At 33.6% G+C, this 25,212-nt stretch carries 21 protein-coding genes, 3 pseudogenes and 1 riboswitch; of the genes and pseudogenes, 6 read left to right on the forward strand and 18 right to left on the reverse strand.

Features of this window, described 5'->3' with window-relative positions; all coding sequences use genetic code 11:
* Window positions 1-76: 76 nt before the first annotated feature.
* On the reverse strand, window positions 77-748 hold the full coding sequence (deoC, locus tag MHH66_RS17090; RefSeq protein ID WP_002012110.1) for a deoxyribose-phosphate aldolase: 672 nt from the start codon (window positions 746-748) through the stop codon (window positions 77-79).
* Window positions 749-904: 156 nt separating this feature from the next.
* On the opposite strand from deoC, the gene MHH66_RS17095 reads away from it, so the two are divergent.
* A complete protein-coding gene (locus MHH66_RS17095) occupies window positions 905-1,267 on the forward strand; it encodes a hypothetical protein (protein WP_063217818.1) in 363 nt (120 codons plus the stop codon).
* A gap of 48 nt (window positions 1,268-1,315) precedes the next feature.
* Here the strand turns inward: MHH66_RS17095 and MHH66_RS17100 are convergent, their stop codons facing one another.
* The 6 genes from MHH66_RS17100 to MHH66_RS17125 all read right to left on the reverse strand — a co-directional run bounded on the left by MHH66_RS17100 (window position 1,316) and on the right by MHH66_RS17125 (window position 7,723).
* The gene (locus MHH66_RS17100; protein WP_078185660.1) at window positions 1,316-2,263 is read right to left on the reverse strand and encodes a sugar-binding transcriptional regulator; all 948 of its coding nucleotides are present in this window, start codon (window positions 2,261-2,263) and stop codon (window positions 1,316-1,318) included.
* Window positions 2,264-2,917: 654 nt separating this feature from the next.
* Window positions 2,918-3,808: a Vgb family protein gene (locus MHH66_RS17105; RefSeq protein WP_063217819.1), complete on the reverse strand. Its 891-nt coding sequence runs from the start codon at window positions 3,806-3,808 to the stop codon at window positions 2,918-2,920.
* 115 nt (window positions 3,809-3,923) lie between these two features.
* A complete protein-coding gene (locus MHH66_RS17110) occupies window positions 3,924-4,319 on the reverse strand; it encodes a DUF3224 domain-containing protein (protein ID WP_002141295.1) in 396 nt (131 codons plus the stop codon).
* 551 nt (window positions 4,320-4,870) lie between these two features.
* On the reverse strand, window positions 4,871-5,401 hold the full coding sequence (locus MHH66_RS17115; RefSeq protein ID WP_002126830.1) for a GNAT family N-acetyltransferase: 531 nt from the start codon (window positions 5,399-5,401) through the stop codon (window positions 4,871-4,873).
* Between the two features lie 241 nt (window positions 5,402-5,642).
* Window positions 5,643-6,086 (reverse strand): carboxymuconolactone decarboxylase family protein, encoded by a 444-nt coding sequence (locus MHH66_RS17120; protein WP_000083030.1) that lies wholly within the window; start codon window positions 6,084-6,086, stop codon window positions 5,643-5,645.
* Between the two features lie 686 nt (window positions 6,087-6,772).
* The gene (locus tag MHH66_RS17125) at window positions 6,773-7,723 is read right to left on the reverse strand and encodes a nucleoside hydrolase (protein ID WP_002126827.1); all 951 of its coding nucleotides are present in this window, start codon (window positions 7,721-7,723) and stop codon (window positions 6,773-6,775) included.
* Window positions 7,724-8,065: 342 nt separating this feature from the next.
* Between MHH66_RS17125 and MHH66_RS17130 the strand changes: the two are divergent.
* Window positions 8,066-8,334: pseudogene (locus tag MHH66_RS17130) on the forward strand (hypothetical protein).
* 243 nt (window positions 8,335-8,577) lie between these two features.
* On the opposite strand, the gene MHH66_RS17135 reads toward MHH66_RS17130, so the two are convergent.
* The 5 genes from MHH66_RS17135 to MHH66_RS17155 all read right to left on the reverse strand — a co-directional run bounded on the left by MHH66_RS17135 (window position 8,578) and on the right by MHH66_RS17155 (window position 15,463).
* A complete protein-coding gene (locus MHH66_RS17135) occupies window positions 8,578-9,204 on the reverse strand; it encodes a LysE family translocator (protein ID WP_078185662.1) in 627 nt (208 codons plus the stop codon).
* Window positions 9,205-9,438: 234 nt separating this feature from the next.
* Window positions 9,439-10,518 carry a non-hemolytic enterotoxin subunit C gene (gene nheC / locus MHH66_RS17140; protein ID WP_078185663.1) on the reverse strand — a complete coding sequence of 360 codons (1,080 nt, stop codon included), beginning with the start codon at window positions 10,516-10,518 and terminating at the stop codon, window positions 9,439-9,441.
* A gap of 107 nt (window positions 10,519-10,625) precedes the next feature.
* Window positions 10,626-11,834, reverse strand: a complete 1,209-nt coding sequence (nheB, locus tag MHH66_RS17145) for a non-hemolytic enterotoxin NHE subunit B (protein WP_002064828.1) — start codon at window positions 11,832-11,834, stop codon at window positions 10,626-10,628.
* Between the two features lie 37 nt (window positions 11,835-11,871).
* Entirely contained in the window at window positions 11,872-13,032 is a 1,161-nt protein-coding gene (gene nheA, locus MHH66_RS17150; RefSeq protein WP_078185664.1) for a non-hemolytic enterotoxin NHE subunit A, read from the reverse strand.
* 604 nt (window positions 13,033-13,636) lie between these two features.
* Complete coding sequence (locus tag MHH66_RS17155) at window positions 13,637-15,463, reverse strand: APC family permease (protein WP_078185665.1); 1,827 nt, start codon at window positions 15,461-15,463, stop codon at window positions 13,637-13,639.
* A gap of 144 nt (window positions 15,464-15,607) precedes the next feature.
* Window positions 15,608-15,754, reverse strand: a riboswitch (cyclic di-AMP (ydaO/yuaA leader).
* A gap of 139 nt (window positions 15,755-15,893) precedes the next feature.
* Between MHH66_RS17155 and MHH66_RS17160 the strand changes: the two genes are divergently transcribed.
* Window positions 15,894-16,022: a hypothetical protein gene (locus tag MHH66_RS17160; protein WP_265171227.1), complete on the forward strand. Its 129-nt coding sequence runs from the start codon at window positions 15,894-15,896 to the stop codon at window positions 16,020-16,022.
* A 62-nt stretch (window positions 16,023-16,084) separates the two neighbouring features.
* On the opposite strand, the gene panE is transcribed toward MHH66_RS17160, so the two are convergent.
* The gene (gene panE, locus MHH66_RS17165) at window positions 16,085-17,017 is read right to left on the reverse strand and encodes a 2-dehydropantoate 2-reductase (protein WP_078185666.1); all 933 of its coding nucleotides are present in this window, start codon (window positions 17,015-17,017) and stop codon (window positions 16,085-16,087) included.
* A 174-nt stretch (window positions 17,018-17,191) separates the two neighbouring features.
* Here panE and MHH66_RS17170 point away from each other — a divergent pair, with 174 nt between their 5' ends.
* Window positions 17,192-18,667 carry a hypothetical protein gene (locus MHH66_RS17170; protein ID WP_078185667.1) on the forward strand — a complete coding sequence of 492 codons (1,476 nt, stop codon included), beginning with the start codon at window positions 17,192-17,194 and terminating at the stop codon, window positions 18,665-18,667.
* A 59-nt stretch (window positions 18,668-18,726) separates the two neighbouring features.
* Here the strand turns inward: MHH66_RS17170 and trhO are convergent, their stop codons facing one another.
* Complete coding sequence (gene trhO, locus MHH66_RS17175; protein ID WP_002086277.1) at window positions 18,727-19,686, reverse strand: oxygen-dependent tRNA uridine(34) hydroxylase TrhO; 960 nt, start codon at window positions 19,684-19,686, stop codon at window positions 18,727-18,729.
* 477 nt (window positions 19,687-20,163) lie between these two features.
* Here trhO and MHH66_RS17180 point away from each other — a divergent pair, with 477 nt between their 5' ends.
* The gene (locus tag MHH66_RS17180; RefSeq protein WP_001030684.1) at window positions 20,164-21,459 is read left to right on the forward strand and encodes an Nramp family divalent metal transporter; all 1,296 of its coding nucleotides are present in this window, start codon (window positions 20,164-20,166) and stop codon (window positions 21,457-21,459) included.
* A gap of 59 nt (window positions 21,460-21,518) precedes the next feature.
* Here MHH66_RS17180 and MHH66_RS17185 read toward each other — a convergent pair whose 3' ends face one another.
* The 3 genes and pseudogenes from MHH66_RS17185 to MHH66_RS17195 all read right to left on the reverse strand — a co-directional run bounded on the left by MHH66_RS17185 (window position 21,519) and on the right by MHH66_RS17195 (window position 24,217).
* The gene (locus MHH66_RS17185; RefSeq protein ID WP_078185668.1) at window positions 21,519-22,379 is read right to left on the reverse strand and encodes a M23 family metallopeptidase; all 861 of its coding nucleotides are present in this window, start codon (window positions 22,377-22,379) and stop codon (window positions 21,519-21,521) included.
* 82 nt (window positions 22,380-22,461) lie between these two features.
* Window positions 22,462-23,529 (reverse strand): annotated as a pseudogene (locus MHH66_RS17190) (sensor histidine kinase).
* The gene (locus MHH66_RS17195) at window positions 23,519-24,217 is read right to left on the reverse strand and encodes a response regulator transcription factor (RefSeq protein WP_078185669.1); all 699 of its coding nucleotides are present in this window, start codon (window positions 24,215-24,217) and stop codon (window positions 23,519-23,521) included. The pseudogene MHH66_RS17190 and the gene MHH66_RS17195 overlap by 11 nt, the downstream one beginning before the upstream one ends.
* A 142-nt stretch (window positions 24,218-24,359) precedes the next feature.
* On the opposite strand from MHH66_RS17195, the gene MHH66_RS17200 reads away from it, so the two are divergent.
* Complete coding sequence (locus tag MHH66_RS17200) at window positions 24,360-24,884, forward strand: GNAT family N-acetyltransferase (RefSeq protein ID WP_078185670.1); 525 nt, start codon at window positions 24,360-24,362, stop codon at window positions 24,882-24,884.
* A gap of 166 nt (window positions 24,885-25,050) precedes the next feature.
* On the opposite strand, the pseudogene MHH66_RS17205 reads toward MHH66_RS17200, so the two are convergent.
* Window positions 25,051-25,196, reverse strand: a pseudogene (locus MHH66_RS17205) (radical SAM/SPASM domain-containing protein); the annotation flags it as partial.
* Window positions 25,197-25,212 lie beyond the last annotated feature (16 nt).

Consider the following 25,212-nt stretch of genomic DNA (forward strand, 5'->3'; position numbering starts at 1 on the left):
ACATTCTTTTCAATTGTTATAGCAATAGATACACTTTACTTTAAACGTGTATCTATTGCTTTTCACACTTTATTAATTAGTAATTATCTGTAGCACCTTTTGCATCATTTAATACGATTGCAACACTAGCACTTGCTCCAACGCGAGAAGCTCCAGCCTCTACCATTTTGTCTGCATCTTCACGTGTACGAACGCCGCCAGATGCTTTCACGCCAACGTTTGGTCCAACTGTTTTACGCATTAATGCGATATCTTCTGCAGTTGCTCCGCCAGTTGAGAATCCAGTTGAAGTTTTTACGAAATCAGCGCCAGCTTTTACTGATAATTCACAAGCACGAACTTTTTCTTCATCTGTTAGAAGGCAAGTTTCAATGATTACTTTTACAAGAGCTTTTCCTTTTGCTGCTTGTACTACTTCATAAATGTCTTTTTCAACGAACTCATTGTCGCCATCTTTTAAAGCACCTACGTTGATTACCATATCAACTTCAGTTGCACCTTTTGCGATAGCATCTTTTGTTTCGAATGCTTTTGTTTCAGTAGTGCTTGCTCCTAATGGGAAACCGATTACAGTACAAACGTCTACATCATGTCCAGCTAATTCTTCAGCAGCTAGCTTTACCCATGTAGGATTAATACAAACTGAAGCAAATTTGTATTGCTTTGCCTCTTCGATTACTTTCATAACATCTTCTTTTGTAGAATTTGGTTTTAAAATTGTATGGTCAATTAACTTTGCAATGTTCATTATCTTCACTCCTCATATCTTTTAACAACTTCATTCTAACTCTTAGTTGAACAAATGTAAATACACTTTTGAACTTTTGTTCATTCTTTTTTAGAAGGGAATTTCTAGTAATACATTGAAAGTAGTATAAGCTTGTAAATAAAGGATGTGAACCACTTGTTTAAGTCAAAATTCTTTATATTCACATTGCTAGTATGCACCTCACTATCCATATTTATTTTTTATAAAAGGGATGTTATTTTCCAAGAAGGAAACCCAGTTCCATTTGCTTTAGCTATGTCTAAGATGGTTATTCAAGATAAAGAAATGGTGGAAGTAGAACCGAGAGATAATCAATACCCCTACTTAGTAAAGCGCGGAAAAATGGAACCTTTTATCGATATGATGGAGCAAGATGGCTGGAGTTTTGTAGATAGAGATATTATGGCTAACTCACTAATTTTTGAAAAAGGAGATCAATCAAAGAGCGTTCCTTACAAATACTTTACAAGGTACTACACATTGATTTATTCATACTAAAAATAAAAGGCTTTCTCAAAATTAATATTTTGAGAAAGCCTTTTATTTCTAACCTCTTTGATAATGTAACAATTCTTTCGCTGTATGCTGATCTATAATTAGTACATTTGCATACCCGCCACGTAACGCACCGTCAATTGCTTTTATTTTTCTATTACCACCTGCAACTAAAATAGAACGTTTCTTTAATTTAAGTTCCTCTAACTCAATTCCAATTGTACGCTTATTAATTTCTTCGCTACTAATATTTCCGTCTCCATCAAAGAAACGTGAACAAATATCACCGACAGCTTGCTCTTTCAAAATGTTCGTTTCATCCTTATCTAAATATCCTAATCGGAATAATAACGCTTCATCACGCACTGTTCCAACAGTGAAAATTGCAATATTTGCTTGTTTCCCCATTTCAATAATGTGATGAATATGTCTATCTTGCTCCACTAATTCTTTTGTCACCGCATTATCAAATATAACTGGAAGAGGTAGATTTCTTGGCGTCGTTTGAAAAGCATCTGCAAATAACGCGATCGTTTCATTCGCATATGTATTTACACTTGAGTGACTAATGCCACCTTTTAACTGGACAACCTCTACACCTTTCACATGTTGCGGTACGATTTTTCTAGCGATTTCATACATCGTCATTCCCCAGCTTACACCAACGATATCACCAGTTTTCACTGTCTTTTCCATATACTCAGCTGCATATTTACTAATATACTCCGTAATCGTTGCATATTCTGGTACTGGAGAAAATACGACATGCGCTTCTAACAGGTTATACTTTTCTTTAAGTAAATTCCCAACGTTATCTAAGTCAGCAAATGGATCAGCTATACTAATTTGAACAAATCCTTTTTCTTTCGCATACTTCAATAATCTAGAAATCGTCGGTCTTGAAATATTTAATTTATTAGCAATTTCTTGCTGACTATAATCTGATTGATAATATAATCTTGCAACTTCAACGCTTAATTGTTGTTTATCCTTATCCATAGTAACTCATTACATATCCTTTCCTGTATTTCCTTTTCGTTACAAGCATTATACAGCTTTATGCAAAAAAATTCGACTCCCTTATTTATCAACCTAAACTTCTACTCCACTTAGGATTTACAATGAAACTTTTATTTTTTAGCTTCATACACTCGATACAAATGATCTTGAATCAGATAAAGTGAAACTTTAATCAGTGGGGGTTTTGTTCATCCCCCACTGATTATTAGCCCTCACCAATCGGGCTTTTACGGGCAGTCCGACTCCCACCTAACTCCCTCGTATTCGCCGAATTTTGAGGTGGGAGTCTTACTGCCCGCAAATAGCGGGATAAATCGATTCATATTTAATTCATTCTTTTTGTTCTTTCTGTAGTAACAATAACAAATATTAAATATCGTTTATGGAACTTCCTTAACGTACGGTAAAGCCAAGTTTTTTAATATAGAAATTCCTTAGCGTGCGAAATTCACGTTTTGATGGCGAGACCCCATCGCCATCAAGCTAAAATTTTATAGTACCCCCAGAACGAAATTTTGTGCTACTTGTAACAAAAAAGCACATTTTTTCGTTTTGGGGAGCAACCAAATTCTTAACTTGATGGTGATGGGATATTTACTTTTCTGAGCTTGATAGCGATGGACGATATCCCTATTACGTAATGATTGTTAGACGTCCAATTTGATTACACTCTTCAGCGAACCAAAGATCGCCATCCGGACAAAACGTGATACCATGTGGCTCTGCATTATTTGTAGGTATCGTATATTCCGTAATAACTCCTTCAACTGTAATACGGCTGATTTTGTTACCTCCCCATTCTGTGAACCAAAGATCTCTGTTCTTCCCAGGTATTATGGCATGAGGACGAGCGTTCGGCGTCGGTATAACAAATTCTTTGATCTCACCTTCGAACGTAATTCTACCAATTTTATTGCCTATGATTTGCACAAACCATATTGCTCCATCTGGGCCGCTCGCAATTCCAACTGGCCCGGAGTTGGGTGTTGGGATTGGATATTCTTTGACCTCACCTTTAGTGGTTATTCTCCCAATCCTATTGTTCTGATTCTGTGTAAACCATAATGCACCGTCTGATCCCAGAGTAATAAAAGAGGGAAATGATTTGGAGTTAGGCAATTCAAACTCGGTGATTTCCCCTGACTTTGTTATTCTTCCGATCCTACCATTATTCATTTCTGTAAACCATATTGCTCCATCTGGTCCTTCCGTTATGCCAAAAGGTGCAGCGTTCGTTGTAGGGAGTACATATTCTTCAAAAAGACCGTTCATCGACATTTTACCGATCTTGCTTGAGTTATATTCCGTAAACCATAAGTCACCGGTCTGGTCCGAGATAATTGACATAGCTCCTGCATTTGCTGTCGGAATGGGAAAAGAATTTATTTCACCAGTAGCATTTATTCTACCAATTCGATTCCCTTTCTGTTCCGTAAACCACAATGCTCCGTCTTTTCCTACGGTTATTCCATATGGTCCTGAATCTATTTCATTGACCACATATTCTTGTATCGTGATCCTCATATCATTTCCTCCCATTGAAAATTTTGAGTCTTGTTTTTCGGTATAATTTAGTTTTAAAAAGGACATTCCTGGTATTACAGTGGATGCCCTTTTTGCTAAATTATAAGATATTTTGTTAGAATTCAAAGTCTAGAATCATTTTACTGGTTTGACCTGTAAACTTATAATTATAGGACCCTTTCAGGCTTTCTAATTCACCAGTAGCTTTGATGATTGTTGCAGGGGAATCTAGATTTCCTTTATCAAATATCCCTTGCTCTATAGCTATAAATGTCCCTCGTTTTCCCTTATAAATTCCTTCGAAATGTAAAAATCCAGAAATTTTAGCAGTAGCCAAGTGACCATCATCTATAGTTGATTCTAAATAATATAATAAATATTCAACAAAAGCTTTTCCTTTTAATTCACCGTCAATATCATATTCGACATGGGCAATATTAATAGGGAAATCTTTTCTAGTGTCATTGACTGGCTTTTCATCCCATTTACTTACTGTAAATGTTACTTCCATACGCGTAAACCTCCCTTCATCATTAGATGAGTAATCTACCTCCAGTATATCACCTAAAAAGTACCATCAATAATTATATCTCATAGGAGTGTTTCTAAAGTAACGGATGCTGCTGGTAAGACCCTGTTAAGAGCAAAAGACGACTTATTTTTTGTTCTTCTTATATGACATTGAAAGTAAATTTTTATTTAACAGTTTACTTTCATTTTTATTAAAAAAGAACACGTAGAAATTACTACATGTTCTTTATGAGACGGTTCATTTTTAAATATTACGTATCTTCTAGATTTTTCTTATTATATAGTTGTGTCCTTCTATTTCTTTTCCCTCATTTCAACAGCAAAGTTCATGATCTCTTCCTCTGTTAATTTTTCTTCAGTGGTTAAGATCGGACGGATTACTCTATACGTTTCTTAATTATTTCAATTGTACTAGAAATTGTGAATTAAAAAAGAGAGCCGTAGCCCTCACTTTCAATTAATAGCAATTAAGGATGCTTCGAGGGTATTTAATAGTCTACATTTTAAGGAATGTAGGCTAAGTAATATAAGTTAATCTGTTATTAATTTTGAATAAATACTTAGATCAATAAACTTTTCATTAGATTTTTCACACTTTCTCATTGTCCCTTCGAATGTAAAGTTTAACTTTTGTAAGACTTTTATTGAATTGATGTTTTCAGATTCAACTTTTGCTTCTATTCTATTGAATTCTAAAGTACTAAACGCATAATCCATTAAAGAGAGAATGGCTTCTGGCGCATACCCCTTACCCCAAAAAGCTTTACTAATATCGTAACCAATTTCTGCTTTGGCGTTTTTGAAATCAAATGAATTATAACCACAAGAACCGATAATTTCATTTGATTCTAATTCAATTATTGAATAACGAATAGCTCTGTTTTCCCGAGATAACTTATCAAGCATTTCAATCATATCTACCGCTTGGCTTTCATCAGTAAAACTATTGATATTCATAAATTTTGTAACTTCTGGATCCGCCCAAATTGTAAACATGCTAGCTGAGTCTGATACTTTCATTTTTCTTAAAACTAATCTTTCGGTTTGTAGTTCTGTAATCAATATTTTTACCTCCATTATGTTTTTATTTTGGGGTCAAGATATTGATATCTGCGCATAGTTCAGTCCCTTCGTGTTTCAAGACAATATTATTATAAAAGCTATAAAGGATGAATCAATAAATTTCAAAAATTTGGTTATGTTACAGTTTATGATAACTGCGTAATAAAGAAAAATGAAACAATTGTATTGTGATTTTTAAACATCTTTAATTTTATTCTTATTTACCGTTCGTTGAGAGCAATTATTTTTTAGTTGCTGTATTTCCCATTGCAATAGAAATTCTATTCCAACTGTTGATTTGATTAATTACCAGAACAAGGTCAACATATTGTTTCTCGTCATAGTGTTCACGTACTCGCTTATATAGGTCTTCAGGAACTCTTTTAGTGGGAATTAGAGTAATATGCTCAGATAGTTCAAGAGCAACTTTCTCTTCAGGTGTATAAAAATCACATTCATTCCAAGCATTCAAGCAATAAATTCGTTGTTCGGTTTCACCTATCTTACGGGCATCTGATGTATGCATATCCATGCAGAAAGCACAACCGTTAATTTGAGAGACTCTAATCTTTATAAGTTCTCTAGTAATTCGATTAATTGTAGATTTCTTAGTGTACTTCTCCATATCCATCATAATTTTCATGCCATCAGGTGCAACATCATAGTAGGAAATTCTTTGACTCATAAGGCAAGACCTCCTTTGATTTTAAGATACTTATAATTATACCTTCATACGAACATTCGTGCTATTTTTTTGTTTGTAAAGCATTCGAAATCAAAGAGAATTTCAGTTATAGACAGTGTAATTAGTTGTTTCATGGTACGTAAATATCGCAAATGAGTAACCGTATTTTCCAAACAAATATTTTCACTTTTTAATTACTTTATTATTACCGTCAGAATAAATTGAATAACTCTATTAATTTTTAAATGATTTTATTATAAATGAAACAATTTTATTATCACCAAACAACTACATAATTTTGATCAAACTTTATTCGAAAGCTACAGTGTTTTTATCTTCCTATAGTTATTTATGGGGATTTAGTTAATTTTTTCGTTTTGGAGAACAACTAATTTCTTAGCTTGATAAGCTATGTGACGAGACCCCCTGCCCGTCAAGCTAAAGTTTTAATGTACCCCCAAAATAAAAATTTTCTTTCACTACAGTTAATTACTTTGAGCAGTCAGCGGATTTTTTCATTTTAGGGGGATTTTGTTTTGTTAGCTTGATAGTGATGGGATACAGCCAACATTTTGGAAGTTTTATATGCTAAGCGAATTTTAACCTAAAAAAGTCGAATTCCTGTACGTTAAGTGAAGTGGCATTTCATTCACATAATCCCTATTATCTGAAGTTAATAAAGTCTGTTACACTCTCTTCTTTAAAAACGTTTCCATAATATCCTTCTTGAATCTTTTATAATCAAGCTGAAAAGCTACATTATGCGTTTTATAGCCTGGATTAGTAGCAAAACGAAAGTCTGCAATACTTTGACCAAATCCTTCTCCTTGATCAGGAATTACTTTAATGGGTACTCTTGAAAGGCCAACAGCCTCTTGATTCAGCAAATACCACACTGTTACAAAATCATGCATAGGGCTTCCACTTATACCAGGATTAGACTTAGAGTAGAATTTATAATAATAGTCTAACATAGGTTTGATGATGAGTCCTGCAAGATCCTGTGTATTCCGATGAAATGCATCGATTTGCTGGACCATTTCGGGTGTAACAATCGCATGTTGAGTCACATTTAAAGGAATAATTGTCAAGTTCTTTGCATGCTGCAGAATTAAGTTTGCTGCATAAGGGTCTGAGTAAAAGTTAGCTTCAGCCACAGCAGTTACGTTACCTGGATAGAAAAAAGCTCCCCCCATGCAAATACATTCTCTTACGTTTCGCATTGTTTCTAAATTCAACACAAAAGTCGTAGCTAGCGAAGAAAGTCTTCCTAAATTGATAATTGTAAGATCTTCTAAATTTGATTCTATAATTTGATAAATATCATTTAAAGGATAAACTGGATATGAAATTTCAGGGGGAATGATAGGTCCTAATCCGACTTTTCCATGTACCTCAGGGAAATACTGAATCAATATACCTGTCAACGGTACAGAAGCACCAAGGAATACGGGTATCTCTTCTCTTCCCGCAATGTACTTCAAATAGTTAATATTTCTTATTGCATTTTCTCTGGATACATTTCCATAATCGGCTACAATTCCTACAAGTTGAATGTCTTTACGAAAAAAAGTGTACAGTATAGCAAACGCATCATCAATCCCCAAATCTGTAAACAGGAGAACCTTTTTTTTCATATCTCTTCCTCCAAAATCTATAGAATCCTACTTTCACTAATGATGTAGTGATCAGACTAAGCTTGTATGTATATATTTTATGTATTCTTAAAGAGTGGATTCTATTCACTTGAAATAGCTTTGCTCATCTAAATTTGATATTATGTTCAAGCGTAAGTTTCTGTTCTTAAGTTCATAGGCATGGTGTGCTATCCCATGCCCATCAACTTAAGAATTTTTTAACACCCCAAAACGAAAAAACAAGTTAAATTCTCATAGATAACTATCTTATAATTAATTATATAATTTATTTTTTAAATATAATAATATAGAGATACCATTCTTAAAAGGGGGGGATTCAAATTGGTTAAAAACTTACCTTTATACTAATAGTTATTTTAATACTAGATGTAAGTTCTTCTACATTAAGTACGGACGGATACTTTTCTCCAGTTATAGAATGGTCTTTAATGATTATAAGTATTATTTTAAACATTACTGCAGTTATAGGCTTATCACTACACGTCTTTGTATATCAACCTATGAAAAGATTTGAAAAAATTAAAATGAAATCTTCAAATAAAATAATTATATTTGAGGTAACACCACCTCGCCATCGAGTGTTGATTTAGAAAAAAGTTTAATTATAAATATTTTATGATATTCAATAAATTTAACTTATAAAAATATTTTTATTCTTATTCAACTATCCTGCCCCGTTAGTTTAAGTACATTTCTTCACAATTTTCACAGTGATAGTAACATAAATACCCAACAAAAAATCATCTCACCTCTAGAAATCTATAATGGTAGTTTTAGAATAAGCAAATAAGAGAAATAACCACCATTGATTATTTCTCTTTTCATATACATATTTATTTTTGGAAAAACAACCTAACTCCAAATACTAACAATACTGCGCCAGTAATACCTTCTATTGTACGGTTCACTTTTTCTTTTCTTAAAAAAGTTCTTAATTGACGTATTAGTGAGATATAAAGTAAATACCATATTGCTGTCAAAGTCGTAAATGTGAGTCCTAACAAAAGAAATTGGAAGAGATGACTTTGATTGCTCACAATAAATTGGGGTAGAAAACTAAGGAAAAATACAGCAGTTTTTGGATTTAAGATTGCCGTGGTAAATCCTTGTCTAAAACTTTTAATCGTTCCAATATCCTTAGAGTTCATTTCCACTGAACCTGACATATCTCCTTTTTTAGACAAGGCACTTTTAATTGACTTTACAGCTAAGTAAATTAAATAAAAAGCCCCAGCATATTTTATTAATGTAAATAGCATAGCAAATTTCATTAGGATAGCAGAAAGTCCTAGTGTAGCCATTATTGTATGAATCATCATTCCAGATACCGTTCCTAAGACGGTCTTTATACCACCATTTTTACCATGCGAGATAGTGTTTTTTGTAACTAAAGCAAAACCGGGACCAGGCATTATTATGATTAGGATTGCTGTAAGGATAAATAATAAATAATTTTCCATGTTCTAGTATTTCCTTTCCAATTTTTAGTTTTGCTTATAGTATAGCTTTTTCCCTTAAAACATTAAATATAAAAAGCGTGATCAGGAGTTTATCGAGGTTATTAGTATCAATTTGACCAAACATTATCCTAAAGTTACATTGATAAAATGCACGGCAAACTTATGGGTAAAATTACAAGATCGGCTCTCACAAAAAACGGGATAAAAAAATAAACAGCGGAACTAGTCCACTGTTTACTTTGCCACGCCTTCATGTAATTTTTCTGTATAATCTTTTACATCTTTCCAGCTATCTTTTGCTGTATTTAAATCTTCTTTTATAAACGTAAATTCTTCTGGACTCATTCCTTTTACGTTTTGTAGTAAGTTATTATATTTCGCACCTACTGTATACCATTGATTTGATATGTTTTGCAGTGCTGTAATTGCTGCATCAATTGTTTCTGTCATATTAGTCGTTTTATTTTTCACATCTGTCAAAATTGCCACTTCTGCTTGTGCTCCTGAAATTCTATTCTTTAAACTGGCTATTTCTCGTTCTGCATTTGCAATATCTTTTTTCGCAATCGCAATCATCGGTCCGCCAGCAAGACATGTTATTAGCGCTACGCAAAGTACACCACCAGCAATCACCATATCGTTACTCTTTTTGATCGAATCGTTATATGTATTTATTTGTTGCTCTAGAGCTGGAATACCCGCATTCGTACTTGCCAAAATCGCTGTTAATTGATTTGTATCCTCTTTAAAACTATTTGTGTCTTTCGCCATTCTATCGCGAAAAGCTTTCAAATTCCCTAATAATACATCTACCTCATTTTGATTCTTTAAAATGTCCGCATACAACTTTTCTAAATCCGCTTTTAACTTTACGCTATCTTTTTGATCAATCGCTAATAGCATGTCACTATAGTACGCTTGAAAAGTATTGTTGTAATCAATAATATTTTGATCCGTTTTCATAATTTGAGGCTTCATATTATTTAACCAATATGCCGCATTAATTTTTGCATCTTTTTGATGCTGAATCATATTCCCTCTTAAATTACCATTAATTGAACTTATTTTACTCAAATCAGTCTCTTGTTGATTTTGAATTAATTTTGCATATGAATCCATCGCAAATATACTTGATGTCGTTTGCGCCATTACATCTTGGAACCCTGCTGGTCCGAGAGAATAATTTTTCGCACTCTCTTGTAATGTTTTTACGTTTTGTTCCGCTGCAAAAGGATGTAAAGGAAGCACATTACTCGTTGCCACTCCAGCAATCATTATTGCTAAAAGACATTTCTTATAAAATCTTTTCTCCATACTTTTCACCTATTCTCTTTATAAGGATATCAAAAGCCCCTGCTCACAACTGAACAGGAGCTTCAACTCATTCATCAATACTTAACGCTCTAACGATTCGTATTCGATTATGCTTTTTTCGTATCTACTACTTTAATGTCTTCAGCATAAATTTTTTCTGCATAGTCTTTAATGTTTTTCCAGCTATCTTTCGCAATGTTTAAATCTTCTTTAATGAAAACAAGGTCATTTGGACTAATTGAATCTACATTTTGAAGTAATGAATTATATTTCGATCCCATTGTATACCATTGGTTTGAAATATTTTGCAACGCTGTAATTGCTGTATCAATTGTGTTTGTTAAATATTCAGTTTGTGTTTTAATGTTCGTTAGTCCTGCCACTTCTAATTGCGCAGTTGTAACTTGTCCTGTTATCTTTTGAATTTCTGATTGTGCATTATCAAGCTCTTTCTTCGCTAAGACGATTCCTGCAGTACCACCACCTACTGCTGCTGTTCCACCTGCAATTAATGCGATTCCTAGCGGTGTTCCTGCACCAGTAGCAATTACAACCGCACCACCGATAATTGCAATTGGGCCTAAAGCTGTCGCAACAGATGAACCGATAATAATTGCATTATATTTACTAATTGCTTCATTATACGTTGTAATTTGATTTTGCAGAAGCGGAATTCCAGCATCTTGACTAGCCAAGATAGATGTAATTTGATTTGCATCTCCCTTGAAATTTTGAGTATCCGACGTCATTTTATTTCGGAATTTCTTTAAGTCTTCTACTAACTTATCTACTTGCGCTTTATTCTCAGTAATACTACTTGATAATCTAGTTAGACCTTTCGTAAGAGTTGCTTTATCCTTTGCATCAACCGCAGCAACTAAAGTATCATAATAGTTTTGGAATTTCGTATTGTAATTAATGATATTTTGATTTGTTGAAATAAGCTGTGGCTTCAATACATCTAGCCATTGTTGTGCATTCCCTCTAGCTGTATCTTGATGCTGAATCACTTTACCTTTTAAAGATGTATCAACTGACGTTACGTTCCCAAAGTTAACATTACCTTGTTTAATAATTGTTAAAGCGTACAGATCCATTACTAAAGCGTTAGAACCTGTTCTTTCCATCGCATCTTTAAGGCCTTCTGGTCCTAATGAATATTCGTCATAATCATTATATGCTTTTGCTACAGCATGAACTGGAGCTTGTTTCACTGTACTTTCAGCAGCATACGTATGGGCTGGCATAATATTCCCTGCTGCAAATACTGCCATAAGTGCTGATAGAGCCATTACTTTATATGGTTTTTTTGTCATTTTTCTTCTCTCCCTATATCGCTAATTATTTTTCTGTTTAATGTACTTCAACGTTTGTAACGTAATCTTCAAATTGATTTGTTTGCTTATTCATTTCATCACTTACTTTTTTAAGTTGATTGAAATGTTTTTGAAGTAAACTACTGTCTGTATACGTGCCTTCTTCAATATTTGTTTGAATTTGGATCATATTATTGTTTAAAACTTTCCAATCCGTTAATAACGTCTCTAAAGTTGTAATTTGGCGATCAATTAGTTCTGTAAAGCTACTTACTTGATCTTCAACGAATGTAATTTGTGTTGCCTCTGATTCAGTTTGTGATAACTTTTGAATAAGTGGTAATAACTCTTTTTGCTTTTGTTGAATACGAAGAGCAGCTTCCCTCGTTTGACTATCTGCAGCATTTACAATTTCATTACTTAAAGTACCGATAGAAACAAAATCGATTGTTTTCGTTTGTGCAGTTTGATTTGTGATTGTAAATACTTGTTTACCGATATTAATAGAACCTTTAATAATTTCTTGTGGTCTATTCAAAATAGTAGTTAATTCAGCTTGAATTTCCCCTTGAATTCTTTTTATGTCTTCTCTTAATTTCACAATATCTCCACTTGATCCTTGCAGTGTTTTTATTGCTTCATCAGCTTTAATTGATAAGTTATTACTATCTTTGTCTAATACCGTTTTAAATCGATTTAACTCTAATAAATCTTGCTCCATACTCTCTTGAATGCTTTGGACCTGCAATTGTAATTTTCCATATGCGTTTGTAAAATCTGCTTTTGCCTGTTCATCTTCATTTACTTTTCCTGCTAGTTCATAGAGCTTACTATAATAGCTATTAAATCTAGTGCTGTATCTCATCATCTCTTGATTTAAGTCGATTAGCTTCGGATTATATTCATCAATCCACTCTCGTACATTCGCCTTTGCAAATTTTTGATGATTCGTCAAACTACTCATCGCATTTACCTTAATGTCTGGCTGTTGCAAAATAACTAATCCGTATGCTTGTATAAGCGGTGACTGTGACCCTAACATTCTAATTGAATTGGATAATGTATTTGGAGCAATTACATTTTGCGCATATACTGTTTTCACTTCTGTTTGCCCCTCCTTAGCGTAAGCGCTTACAGGAACAAAACAACTCGTAGATACTGCTGTAACCAATAACCCTGTAATTAAAGTCTTTTTCACTTTAACTCCTCCTATGTATTAGCAACTATTACTATCGCATTTTATTATTCTATTTTCTTGCAATTGATTTGAGATGGTTAAAAATAGAGAACGTTCTCACCGTGAGTCATGTACGAACCACCTCTCTCAAACTTTATTTCTACAGTACTTACTTATTGTTATAAAACAATTCATAACTTTTCATATGTGCTTAGTATGAATAAAACTGTATAAATTTTCTGTTTTATTGCGAGTTCCACATTCACACAGTGAATATATTACATGAAAATATTATTCATTTTAAACTAATTAACGTATGAAAGTATGAAATTTCGTTTTGTTTTCATGTAAGTTTTGTACTGTAAGGTCATTTAAACACAGCTATTTATATAACGTAAAGAAGTATTTTAATTCCCTTTATTTTCAAGCTCTCATGTCCTTATCCCAAAATAAAATTCAATTCACTTTCTCGATTAAACTATCTATATACCACAACAGAAAACACTACATATTCATAATCATTAAAATTATACTAATATACTTTTTAGATCCATATGCAATTATGCATAGCATATACACAAAAAGGATAACTTCACTTTCGTGAAGTTATCCTTAAAAAATTTCCTTACTTTTTCAAATGATACGGTACTGTCGTAATAACAACATTTCTTTTATAGAGTAAATACGCACGAATGAGTAAACTAGACTGATTATGAAGAATGTTATGCCAACCTTTTTTCGGAATAAACTGTGGTATAACGACCGTAACTCGGTAATTTGATTCACTCGCTTTATATTGCACTGTGTCAATAAATTTTGTAAGCGGCTGAATAATGCTTCTATAATGAGAATGTAATGTAACAAGCCTTACTTCAGGTTGCCACTTCTCCCATTTCTCTTCAAATTTCTTTTCCTCTTCTCTGTCAAAAGCAACATATACAGCGATAACTTGATCTGCAGAAAGAGCTTTAGCATAGTTCAGTGAATTTTCTACTACATGAGTCATACCTGCTACAGGAACGACAATTACATTCCCTTCAATCGGAACAAGTGATTCACAAGTTTTTAAACTTAATTGATCCCCCACTGCATCATAATGCTTCTTTATTCGATGGAACAAGAAGATAATGGCAGGTAAGAAAATAAGGATTGACCAAACTTGTGCGAACTTAGTTAAAAAGAACATGCTCATAACGATAAAACTAATGACTGCACCAATTAAATTGACCGTTAATCTTAAAGCCCATCCTTCAGGCTTTTCACGAAGCCATTTTAGTACCATTCCAGTTTGAGAAAGTGTAAACGGAATAAATACCCCTACTGCATATAGCGGAATCAAGTGTTCTGTTTTTCCCTGAAAAGCTACAATTAAAATAATCGAAGAAATCCCAAGTATAATAATACCGTTTGAATAACCTAGGCGGTCTCCTCTAATCGTAAACATTCTCGGTATAAACTTATCTTTTGCAAGGTTAACTGCTAATAGCGGAAATGCAGAATAACCTGTGTTAGCAGCAAGAATTAATATTAAAGCTGTTGTACCTTGAATGAAATAGTACATGAAATTACGTCCAAATGTTTGTTCAGCAATTTGTGAAACGACTGTTACTTCCTTACTTGGATTAATTCCGTAATAATAAGCTAAAAAGACAATTCCTGAAAATAAAACTGCAAGTAATGCACCCATTGCAAGCAATGTTTTCGCTGCATTGTTAGGTGCAGGATCTTTAAAGTTTGGAATTGCGTTAGATATCGCCTCAACACCCGTTAATGCAGAGCTACCTGATGCAAACGCTCTTAACAGTAGAAATAAACTAATTCCCGCAACTGGTGTTCCAATTGGCGAATGTAGCGTGGGTGAAACGTGACCAGTCAAAATATTATATATTCCTACACCAATTAATATAAATAATGCTACAACGAATAAATAAACCGGATATGCTAAAACGGAAGCTGATTCCGTTACGCCTCTTAAATTTAAGATGGTAATCAATATGACAAATATAATCGCAATGATTACATTATGTGCATGTAAGCTAGGGAAAGCTGATGTGAGCGCATCTGTACCTGCAGATACACTTACTGCAACCGTTAAAATATAATCGACTAATAAAGATCCTCCAGCTATTAATCCCGGATTCATCCCTAAATTTTCTTTTGATACTACGTATGCACCCCCGCCATGCGGATAAGCAAAAATAATTTGTCGATAAGATAAAATAAGAGCTGTCAATAATACTAATACCCCAACAGCGATCGGAATAGAATACCAATAAGCTACCGCTCCAAGGCCTGCTAGTGCAATTAAAATTTGCTCTGGTCCGTATGCAACCGATGACAATGCGTCAGAAGATAAAATTGCTAGCGCCTTCGTTTTATTAAGCTTTTGCTCTCCTAACTCAGTTGATTTTAACGGCCTTCCAATTAAAAACCTTTTGATAGATGAAACCAACGCTGTCCACTCTCCAATAATTTTACACGAATTTTTCTGCTAATTACAGCGGATAAACTATTTCTTCAGAAAACAAAAAATGTCTACAAGCCATAACGAAATAGACTTGTAGACATTATTTTTTTTGTCGCACAAGCTCCACCTTCCTTCTCAATATAACGCTTACGAGGTTAGCTGTCGGATTCGGGCCTTTGAGTAGCCCTACCTTTTTCAAGGATTCACCCCATTGAATTATGCACTAATTCATTAAAACGGGTCCCCCGCACCATGCGGCTTCAGCGATTTAGAAAATTGAAACTGTGGATTATAATACTCCTTTATTTTCAAAAAGTAAACAAAAATTTTAAAAAAGAAAAAAATTAAAACGATTGCGCATAATCCACCGAAAAATATACATAATGAATACTAAAAATCCACAAAGGAGACCCGTATGTCTAAAGAAAAGAAGCCTATTTTTTCCGATTCCTATTTAGATGCATTAGCAAATGAAATTAATCAGTTTTATGGGAAACGTGAAAGAGAACGAAATACGACAGATAAACCGAAAAGAAACGAATAAATTGTCAAAAAGAAACAAAAAAAGGATAGCAACATTTATATTTTGCTATCCTTTACTCTTTTTCATACCATTTCTTTAGTAAAAATCATTTTTTCATATACCTTTAAATTTTGATACACAACACTTAATAAAGGCACATCTATAGACATTTCCTCTGCTAATTTCAATAAGTATCCTTGTAAATGCTTCCCTTCAATGAGCGAACCTTTTTCCATATCCCGTTGCATCGATGACTTCATATCATACGAAATTTTATCAATTGTTTTCATATGTTCCTCAACAATGTTTTCCTTTACCGGAGCTCCTAATGCCCTCATGATTTGCACAGATTCTTCAAATAAGTTTTGGATAAAATCGCGTCCACCTTCGCTTTCGCGAATCGGTCCTATTGGTGCACGCATTAATGTTGTCACACCTGACATTACAGTAATAAATAAATATTTATGCCACATATCTTGCGTAATATTTTCACTTAAAACAAAACTAGATTTCGTACCTGCAAATGCTTTGGAAATATGATTGATTCTCTCTGAATCTTGAGACTTAATTTCTCCAAATACAAGTCTGTTGGCAGCACTCGTTTGTACAATTTCTCCCTGATCGTTTAATGTCGTCTCGATAAAGCATAGACCGCCAATTACTTTCTCTTCACCGAATTCCTTTTGTAATAGTGATAAATGAGCGATACCATTTAACAATGGGATTATTACAGTATTTTCACCTACAAACGGCTTTAAATCTATGGTCGCCTCGTGTAAATGATACGCTTTTGTTGAAAATAAAATCACATCAAATGGAGTCGTTCTATCTTCTTTCGTTACCAATTTCGGTTGAAATGAAAAATCTCCATTAACACTACGAATAACAAGGCCTTTTTCTTCTAATTGCTGTTTTCTTTTGCTGCGAACGAGAAATGTAACATCTTCTCCCTTTTCTACTAATCGGCCACCGAAAAATCCGCCAACGCCCCCAGCTCCTAATACTAAAATACGCATACAACATCCCCTTTTTCTAACACAATTATACTAATTTTAGTATACATAACATTATACATGTCCCTTGTTAAATAAGCTGAATTTTCATTCTTAATCTAACGAACAAGAGAGGTTATTTTCAAGAAAAATTGGGCATGTTGTTTCTATAGCTTATACGGAAAGGAAACAATGTAAATGGAGGCAATACAAACAATCGAGGAAAAAGATGTAACAACAGCTATATTTCAATTTATATTCCCGTTTTCGTTTAAAACTGGATATGAACAAAATATGTTCCCTTTCTTACAAAAAAATGATTTTCGACCTTTTCGACTCGATCATCTTGAAGATGAAAATACATATTACGGGAAATTTCAAGTTTCACATCAAAATATGGAAGCATACTATCTTTCCTTTACAAATAAAATTCTCTTTCCTCATTCAGAACATCAAAAAGGATTACAGCGCTATTCTAAAGACCTTAATTTAAATGGACATTTAACAACTAACCTTATTTCCGTTCCATTCAAGATACATTCTATTGATGTAACACTTTGTCCTTATGAGCTTGGGTTCTTAACAATTCGGACAGAAATAAAAACCGCTCCTAACATGACATTATCAGAAGCGATTGAATTCGCGGCTCGCTTCCGTGTACTTGAAACTAAAAGTGATACGACTGAGACTATTTGTATTGAATGTGATGGAAAAAAATATTCACAAGTAGAAAAACTTATATTCGGTGATTTATTTCATGGTTTAACAGACTTCTTTGAGAACAAGAGATTGCGGAGTTCTTACTTTCAAACATTCCCTTTCTTTGAAGACCAGCGAATGTATGTACAAACTCTATTATCCATAAACAAAGAGTCAGACCTTCATATAATCGATGTATATCGAGCTTCCAGTCTTTCTGGATTATCAGATGATGGTAAGCCATATATTAGTGCAAATAATGTTCCTTATATTCACAATTATTTAACAAAACATTCTTATCAAAGATGGGCTCCTAACCGTTACTTTATTATGGAAGAACATATTTTCACATGTATTACAAATGAAGGTGAACAAGCAGTCACTAAACTTGCTAGTCAAATGTACGGGGAGTTTTATTACGCTTTGTTATTAAATTTATTTCATAAAGTTGTTTTATTAAAGATGGCAAACGCTTATGCTGAACTAAATATTGAACAAGATACAAATGAGATAGAGAAATTAATTTATTCAATAAATTCGTTTACAGCTAATTATTTTTCTTTAGAATTAGTATCCCAATCACAAAGTGAAGATATTTTCTTTCGTCTAAGAAAACTTTTTAACATTGAAGTACTGTACACGAACGCGAAACAAAATCTCGATAGTTTATTTAAATATCAAGAAAATGTTGCTTCAAAAAAAGATAGCCTCTTATTATTAATTTTAACGCTCTATTCTGTTGTAGGCCAAATGTTAGGGTTTACTATGATTGATCTTTTAAGAAACACCGACTCAAACAAAATATCATCGCCTTTTGAATTTTTTGCTCTATTAATAGCGATTAGTGGCATAGTCATTTCACTTATTTTAGGTATACAAAGTTTATACCAATGGAGTGTACAACATAAACGAAGAAAAGCATGGGTAAAACAAACTGTACTTTCTGCTGTGAAAGAGAAGGATAGTACAAAGTAAATAAAAAAACAGATGGCAGCACGATGCTACCATCTGTTTTTTTATTAAGCTAATTTTGCTTACTTACCTGCTTCGATTTTTTCTAATGTAGCAGCTACTTGCTCTTCTGTTAATTCGTGTTGCACGATGTAACGGTTACGTGGGTGTACACGACATTCATGAGAACATGCACGTAAATGTTTTGCTTCACTTTCTTCAGAACATAAAATTTTCTTGTTACATTCAGGGTTTGCACAGTTTACATAGCGCTCACAAGGTTCACCTGTAAAGTGATCTTTACCAACGATAACATGTTCTTTTTGGTTTACTGGTACAGCGATACGCTCATCAAATACGTAACATTGACCATCCCAAAGTTCACCTTGTACTTCTGGATCTTTTCCGTACGTTACAATTCCGCCATGAAGCTGGCTTACATCTTCATAACCTTCACGAACTAACCAACCTGAGAATTTCTCACAACGAATTCCCCCTGTACAGTACGTTAAAATCTTTTTACCTTCAAGTGTTTCTTTATTTTCTCTAATCCAATCTGGTAATTCACGGAATGATTCAATATCTGGTTTAATCGCACCTTTGAAGTGTCCTAAATCAAATTCATAATCATTTCGTGCATCAATGATAACTGTATCTTCTTGTTTCATTGCCTCATAAAAATCTTTTGGTTCTAAATACTTCCCAGTAATTTCTTTCGGGTTAATGTCGTCTTCTAGACGAAGTGTAACTAACTCTGAACGAGGACGTACGTGCATTTTCTTGAATGCATGTTCATCCGCCTCATCAATTTTAAACACGATTCCAGCAAAACGTGGGTCATTGTTCATCGCTTCCACGTATTTTTCTGTTTGCTCAACAGTTCCAGAACAAGTTCCGTTAATTCCTTCTGTCGCTACAAGAATTCTTCCTTTTAACTCAAGTGATTTACAAAATTCTAAATGCTGTTCAGCAAATTCTTCTGGGTTTTCAATTGTTGTGTACATGTAATATAGTAATACTCTATATGGTTTTGTAGTTGCCAATGTATTTCTACCACCTATCTAAATTTTAAAATCATGTATAAGTTAACGTTCATATCAAAACATATATAATAAGAAAATGAATTCACATTTTCTTCTCTTTATACTATTTTCTATAAGTTAACAAAAATAAAAAACAAGATTACACATCAAAACACTATGGTTAAGTTGTAATCCCAATATATTATATATCATACAAATTCAATTCCATCAATTAATATGCTGTATTATAGGCTTTATGTTCACATAAATTTCAAAATTAGCCCTTTAATTCATTATGTTTCCCCACGTTATCACACCATAAACTCCCAATTTTTTATAACACCACACCATTCATTGCGTAAAGGCATATAATTTGCACTAAGGAAACATTTATGTTCAAATAAAAATAACACCTAACACATTTAAATGTATTGAAATAAACAATAAGAATACTTACAATAATTTCATCAAGTTAACATTTTAAAGGGGAATATTACTATGAATAAAGATATAACAAAAGATGAACAAGTCCCTTCTCAAAGTACAACAGTTCAATCAGCCCATTTAGCGTTAAGTGGACAAACAAAAGGCTTTAAAAGACTGTTACCATTCTTAGGACCCGCTTTTATCGCGTCAGTGGCTTATATTGATCCTGGGAACTTCGCTACAAATATCGCAGCTGGATCACAATATGGGTATTTATTGCTTTGGGTAATACTCGCTTCTAATTTAATGGCTGTATTAATTCAAACTTTATCAGCTAAATTAGGAATCGCTACTGGGAGAAATCTTCCTGAAGTAGCTCGCGAAAACTTCCCCAAACCAGTTTCCATCGGTTTATGGATACAAGGGGAACTCGTTATTATGGCTACAGATTTAGCTGAATTTATCGGGGCAGCACTTGGCTTATACTTACTATTTGGAATTCCGATGTTACCAGCTGCTTTAATTACAGCAGTTGGATCATTTATTATTCTTGAATTTCAACGCAGAGGCTTTCGTCCATTAGAAGCTATCATAACAGGTATGATTTTTATCGTTGTTATCGCTTTTGGTATCCAAGTCTTTTACGCAAAACCGGAATTAAGCCCTCTACTCTCCGGACTTTTCACTCCAAAATTCCAAGGTGTAGATAGCATCCTTTTAGCAGCTGGAATTTTAGGTGCGACAGTGATGCCGCACGCGATATATTTACATTCGGCCTTAACGCAGCGCCGTGTAGTCGGAACAAATGATGAACAAAAGAAAAAGATTTTCCGCTTCGAATTCATCGATATTATTATTGCAATGGTTATCGCTGGAGCAATTAATGCAAGTATGTTAATTGTAGCAGCTGCACTATTCTTTAAAAACGGCTTGCACGTTGAAGACCTTGATGTTGCTTTTAACCAGTTCAGTAATTTAGTCGGTCCTGTATCGGCTGCATTATTTGGGATTGGACTTTTATCAGCAGGTTTATCTAGTTCTTCTGTTGGTACGATGTCTGGTGATATTATTATGCAAGGATTCATTCGAATGCATATTCCGTTATACTTACGCCGATTTATAACAATGATTCCGCCTCTCGTTATTATCGCTTTAGGTGTAAATCCAACTTACGCTCTCGTTATGAGTCAAGTTGTCTTATCTTTCGGTATTGCCTTTGCATTAGTACCACTTATTATGTTTACAAGTAATAAGAAGATTATGGGCGCACTCGTCAACCATCGCATTACAACATTTATCGCGTGGTTAATCGCTGCACTTATTATCGTTTTAAATATTTTCTTACTGTATCAAACATTTGTAGGTTAATAAAAAAGGGTATTCCAAATTTGATTTGGAATACCCTTTTTGTATGAAATGATTTCCTTCTACTTACCACTTATGTATGTCCCTCTTTCCGGCATTATCGCACCTTTTTCAGTTCGAAAATAAAGTGGTAATCCTTCCGAAAGAAATATGCTCACCTTAGATGGATCCTGCCTTTGATGATGGATATGTAAATGTGGTTCACTTGAACTTCCTGAGTTACCGACTTGGGCAAGAAATTCTCCTTCATTTACATGTTCGCCTTCCCTCACTTTAATTGATCCTTTCTTTAAATGGGCAAGAAACAAAAATGTACCTGTTTCATCCAGTCGTAAATAAATATGATTTCCCGCCATCGATTGAAAATCATCCGACCCCGGAACTAAATCTATTTCATCATTTTTAATTGATACAACTGTCCCAGAAGCTGGTGCCATTACTTTCGCTCCATATATTCCATAATCCTCTAACTTACTACTTTTCACTTCAGCAGGTGGAATGAGAATATCGTATGCCCATCGTTCATTTGGTTTTATAACGTGATAGTTCGTTTCTAATTTATCGCCGCCCCAACCTATCAATGCTCGTTCATTCAAAGGAAAACGAACGACTACTTTAGGACTCATAGACTGTACATCTACTGGGTATGCAATTCTCCCAATGTTAGCGAACCACCCCACAGGCCAAGCTCCAATGGTAGAAAACAGAACTATTAATAGTAGCGTTCCATCTATCCGCTTTCTAAAAATACCTTTCCAAACAAACATTACTGCTGAGCCTATTAAGAGAAAAATTGAAATTACACTAAAAGCCTGTATAATCCACCAAACAAAGACTGATGTAACGCCATTACCTAAATAAACTAAACTCCAACTTATAATTAAAAAAGCAACTATAATCGCTAATAAAAATCTCTTCCACATGCTGTATCCCTACTCTCCTATCTTTGTTCCCCATGATACGAAGTAAAAATTACGACATATGAAAGAAATACTTACGACTTTCTTACATTTCTTTATACTGCGGTAAAACGATAGTGAAAACCGTTTCTTTATCGTTACTACGTACAGTGATATCTCCTTTATGAAGTTCCGCTATACTTCTCGCAATTGCAAGCCCCATTCCTTTTCCACCCGTATGAGCGCTACGTGATTTTTCACCACGATAAAACTTTTCAAAAACGTAAGGAAGGTTCTCATTCGGAATGCATTGTCCAAAATTTTAAATTTCTATTTCAACATTCATATCTCTTTTAGAAACTTGAATTAAAAGCTCCTTTCCGTCTTTCCCGTACATAATACTATTACTAATTACATTTTCGAATAGCCTCACCATAACCGCTACATCCATTTCCACATGTAACACCTTATCACCTTTAATACAAAAGCTCATATCAGCATCATCTAGTTGTGGTAAAAAATCAATCATGATTTGTTCAATGAACGCTTTCATATTTATTACACTTTTATGTAATTCGATCTCTCTATAATTTATTTGACAATATTCTAATAAACCATCTACTTGATTTTTTAATTCATAACTTTTTCGCTTTAATATACTTACATACTGTTCACATTCTTCTCTATTTGAATAAAGCTGATTTCCTAACAGGTCCGCGTAACCTATTAGGGATGTTACAGGTGTTCGTAAGTCATGAGAAATATTACTAATCATTTCATTTTTCATTTCTTGCGATTTTTTTTCATTCTCGATAGACTCTTTTAAACTTTTGGCCATTCTATTAACATTCGCTGCTAATTCACCAATCTCGTCATTTTTTGAAATAAGTATATGTATTTCAAAATTACCATTACTTATTTCCTTCAGACTCTTGTTAATTTCAGATAATCTTTTCATCATTGTTTTTGTCATGAATGCAAAGTATATTGTAGTAAAAATTAAAAAAACTATTAAATATAAAAATGAATATTTTTCCTCTAACGCAGTAACATGACTATATATATTTCCAATTACAATTTGAAACGCTATTATACTTACAGTTGCTAACAAAATGCTACATATGAATGCGATAAAAAACTTAGCTCTCATGCCTTGTAATGATTTAATCTTCAATTTTATATCCGACTCCCCAAACATTTTGAATAAACTTCGGCTCTTTTGGATTCTCTTCAATTTTATTTCTTAATCTTGCAATATGAACCATTACTGTATTATTACTTTCATAGGCCCTTTCTTTCCAAACGCTTTCATATATTTCTTCAATAGTAAACACACGATTCATTGCAGCGGCCATTAAGTACAAAATATCATATTCAGTTTTCGTAAGATTGATTGTTTCTCCATATAACATCACTGTTCTCGACACTTCATCTATTTCTAAACCTCTAATGTTTATTTTCTTTTCTATTACTTGAACAGCATTTTGATTGAAGTATGTATACCTTCTTAATTGAGCTTTCACTCTTGCTATAAATTCAATTGTACTGAACGGTTTCACAATATAATCATCTGCCCCAGTACTAAATCCAACGACTTTATCTACGTCCGATGATTTCGCGCTTAAAAACATAATTGGTAAACTATATTTCTCTCTTATCCTTCTACACAATTCAATCCCATCCATTTGAGGCATCATAATATCCAGAATAGCAAGTTGAATACCGTTATTATTTATTATTTCTAAAGCCTCTTCTCCGTTATGAGCACTAAAAACTTTAAAACCTTCTTGCATTAAATTTGCGTTCACAAATCGAACAATATCTCGATCATCATCTACAATTAAAATTGAGTTTTTCTCCATATCTAAACCTCTTTTTGAAATATATTCAACAATCAATTTTATCACAAATCAAAACCATACTTCCCTCTTGAATAATCTTTATTTTCAGATTAGATTATATAATAACAACACATTCTAGTTTCAGAAGAAATGGAGTGAAAGCATGTTTCCTATATTAAAAACCAACCGACTCATTTTACGAGAACTTACCGACGAAGATGCACCGAGTATATTACAGTGCTTTTCTAATACCGATGTCCTGCGCCATTATGGCCAAAAACCATTGCAAAATTTGGATCAAGTAAAACAAATCCTTACTAATTTTAAGTTGGGGTACAACGCAAGAAGCGGCATTAAATGGGGAATCGAATTAAAAGGCAAGAAAGGGCTCATTGGAACAATTGGTTTTCATGATTGGTCTTCTGAACATAAACGAGCAAATATAAGTTATGCCTTTTTGCCTGAACACTGGGGAAATGGATATGCTACTGAGGCAGTTTCTGAAATTATATCTTATGGCTTCCATACGCTTCATTTAAAACGTATCGGGGCAATTGTATTTCTTGAAAACGAAGCTTCAAATAAAGTGCTATTAAAATTAGGATTTGAAAAAGAAGGGATTCTAAAAAACTATATGTATCAAGATGATATCCCATATGATACGAATTTTTATTCTTTATTAAAATGAGTTTAATAGAAATTATACGTAAAAACTCGTTTCAGCATAATGAATCAAGATAGTGGATTTTTAACGAAAGATGGGAAACCGAGCGTTTTTCATTTCTTAGATCATCATACGACTGATGCGAAGTACAATAAATTATATAATCTAAACAAAGGGCATGAGCATATTCTTACTCATGTCCCTTTTTTACGTTCTTTTTCTGTTTTCGCAATGCTTTTGGAATGTATAACAGAAAGGTTCGCTTTCCATGTAATCTCCCGTCATTGCATATGCTTTAGAACAAGATCCTCCACAAACATATCGAAACCCACAAACTAAACTTTTTATAAGT

This window comes from Bacillus sp. FSL H8-0492, from assembly GCF_038006145.1.
Taxonomy (GTDB): Bacteria; Bacillota; Bacilli; order Bacillales; family Bacillaceae_G; genus Bacillus_A; species Bacillus_A mycoides.

Bases quoted from the DNA above. Each gene is read 5' to 3' on its own strand.
- deoC (WP_002012110.1), bottom strand. From the start codon at position 748: ATGAACATTGCAAAGTTAATTGACCATACAATTTTAAAACCAAATTCT.
- MHH66_RS17100 (WP_078185660.1), bottom strand. From the start codon at position 2,263: ATGGATAAGGATAAACAACAATTAAGCGTTGAAGTTGCAAGATTATAT.
- MHH66_RS17105 (WP_063217819.1), bottom strand. From the start codon at position 3,808: ATGAGGATCACGATACAAGAATATGTGGTCAATGAAATAGATTCAGGA.
- MHH66_RS17110 (WP_002141295.1), bottom strand. From the start codon at position 4,319: ATGGAAGTAACATTTACAGTAAGTAAATGGGATGAAAAGCCAGTCAAT.
- MHH66_RS17120 (WP_000083030.1), bottom strand. From the start codon at position 6,086: ATGAGTCAAAGAATTTCCTACTATGATGTTGCACCTGATGGCATGAAA.
- MHH66_RS17125 (WP_002126827.1), bottom strand. From the start codon at position 7,723: ATGAAAAAAAAGGTTCTCCTGTTTACAGATTTGGGGATTGATGATGCG.
- MHH66_RS17135 (WP_078185662.1), bottom strand. From the start codon at position 9,204: ATGGAAAATTATTTATTATTTATCCTTACAGCAATCCTAATCATAATA.
- nheC (WP_078185663.1), bottom strand. From the start codon at position 10,518: ATGGAGAAAAGATTTTATAAGAAATGTCTTTTAGCAATAATGATTGCT.
- nheB (WP_002064828.1), bottom strand. From the start codon at position 11,834: ATGACAAAAAAACCATATAAAGTAATGGCTCTATCAGCACTTATGGCA.
- MHH66_RS17160 (WP_265171227.1), top strand. From the start codon at position 15,894: ATGTCTAAAGAAAAGAAGCCTATTTTTTCCGATTCCTATTTAGATGCA.
- panE (WP_078185666.1), bottom strand. From the start codon at position 17,017: ATGCGTATTTTAGTATTAGGAGCTGGGGGCGTTGGCGGATTTTTCGGT.
- MHH66_RS17170 (WP_078185667.1), top strand. From the start codon at position 17,192: ATGGAGGCAATACAAACAATCGAGGAAAAAGATGTAACAACAGCTATA.
- MHH66_RS17180 (WP_001030684.1), top strand. From the start codon at position 20,164: ATGAATAAAGATATAACAAAAGATGAACAAGTCCCTTCTCAAAGTACA.
- MHH66_RS17185 (WP_078185668.1), bottom strand. From the start codon at position 22,379: ATGTGGAAGAGATTTTTATTAGCGATTATAGTTGCTTTTTTAATTATA.
- MHH66_RS17195 (WP_078185669.1), bottom strand. From the start codon at position 24,217: ATGGAGAAAAACTCAATTTTAATTGTAGATGATGATCGAGATATTGTT.
- MHH66_RS17200 (WP_078185670.1), top strand. From the start codon at position 24,360: ATGTTTCCTATATTAAAAACCAACCGACTCATTTTACGAGAACTTACC.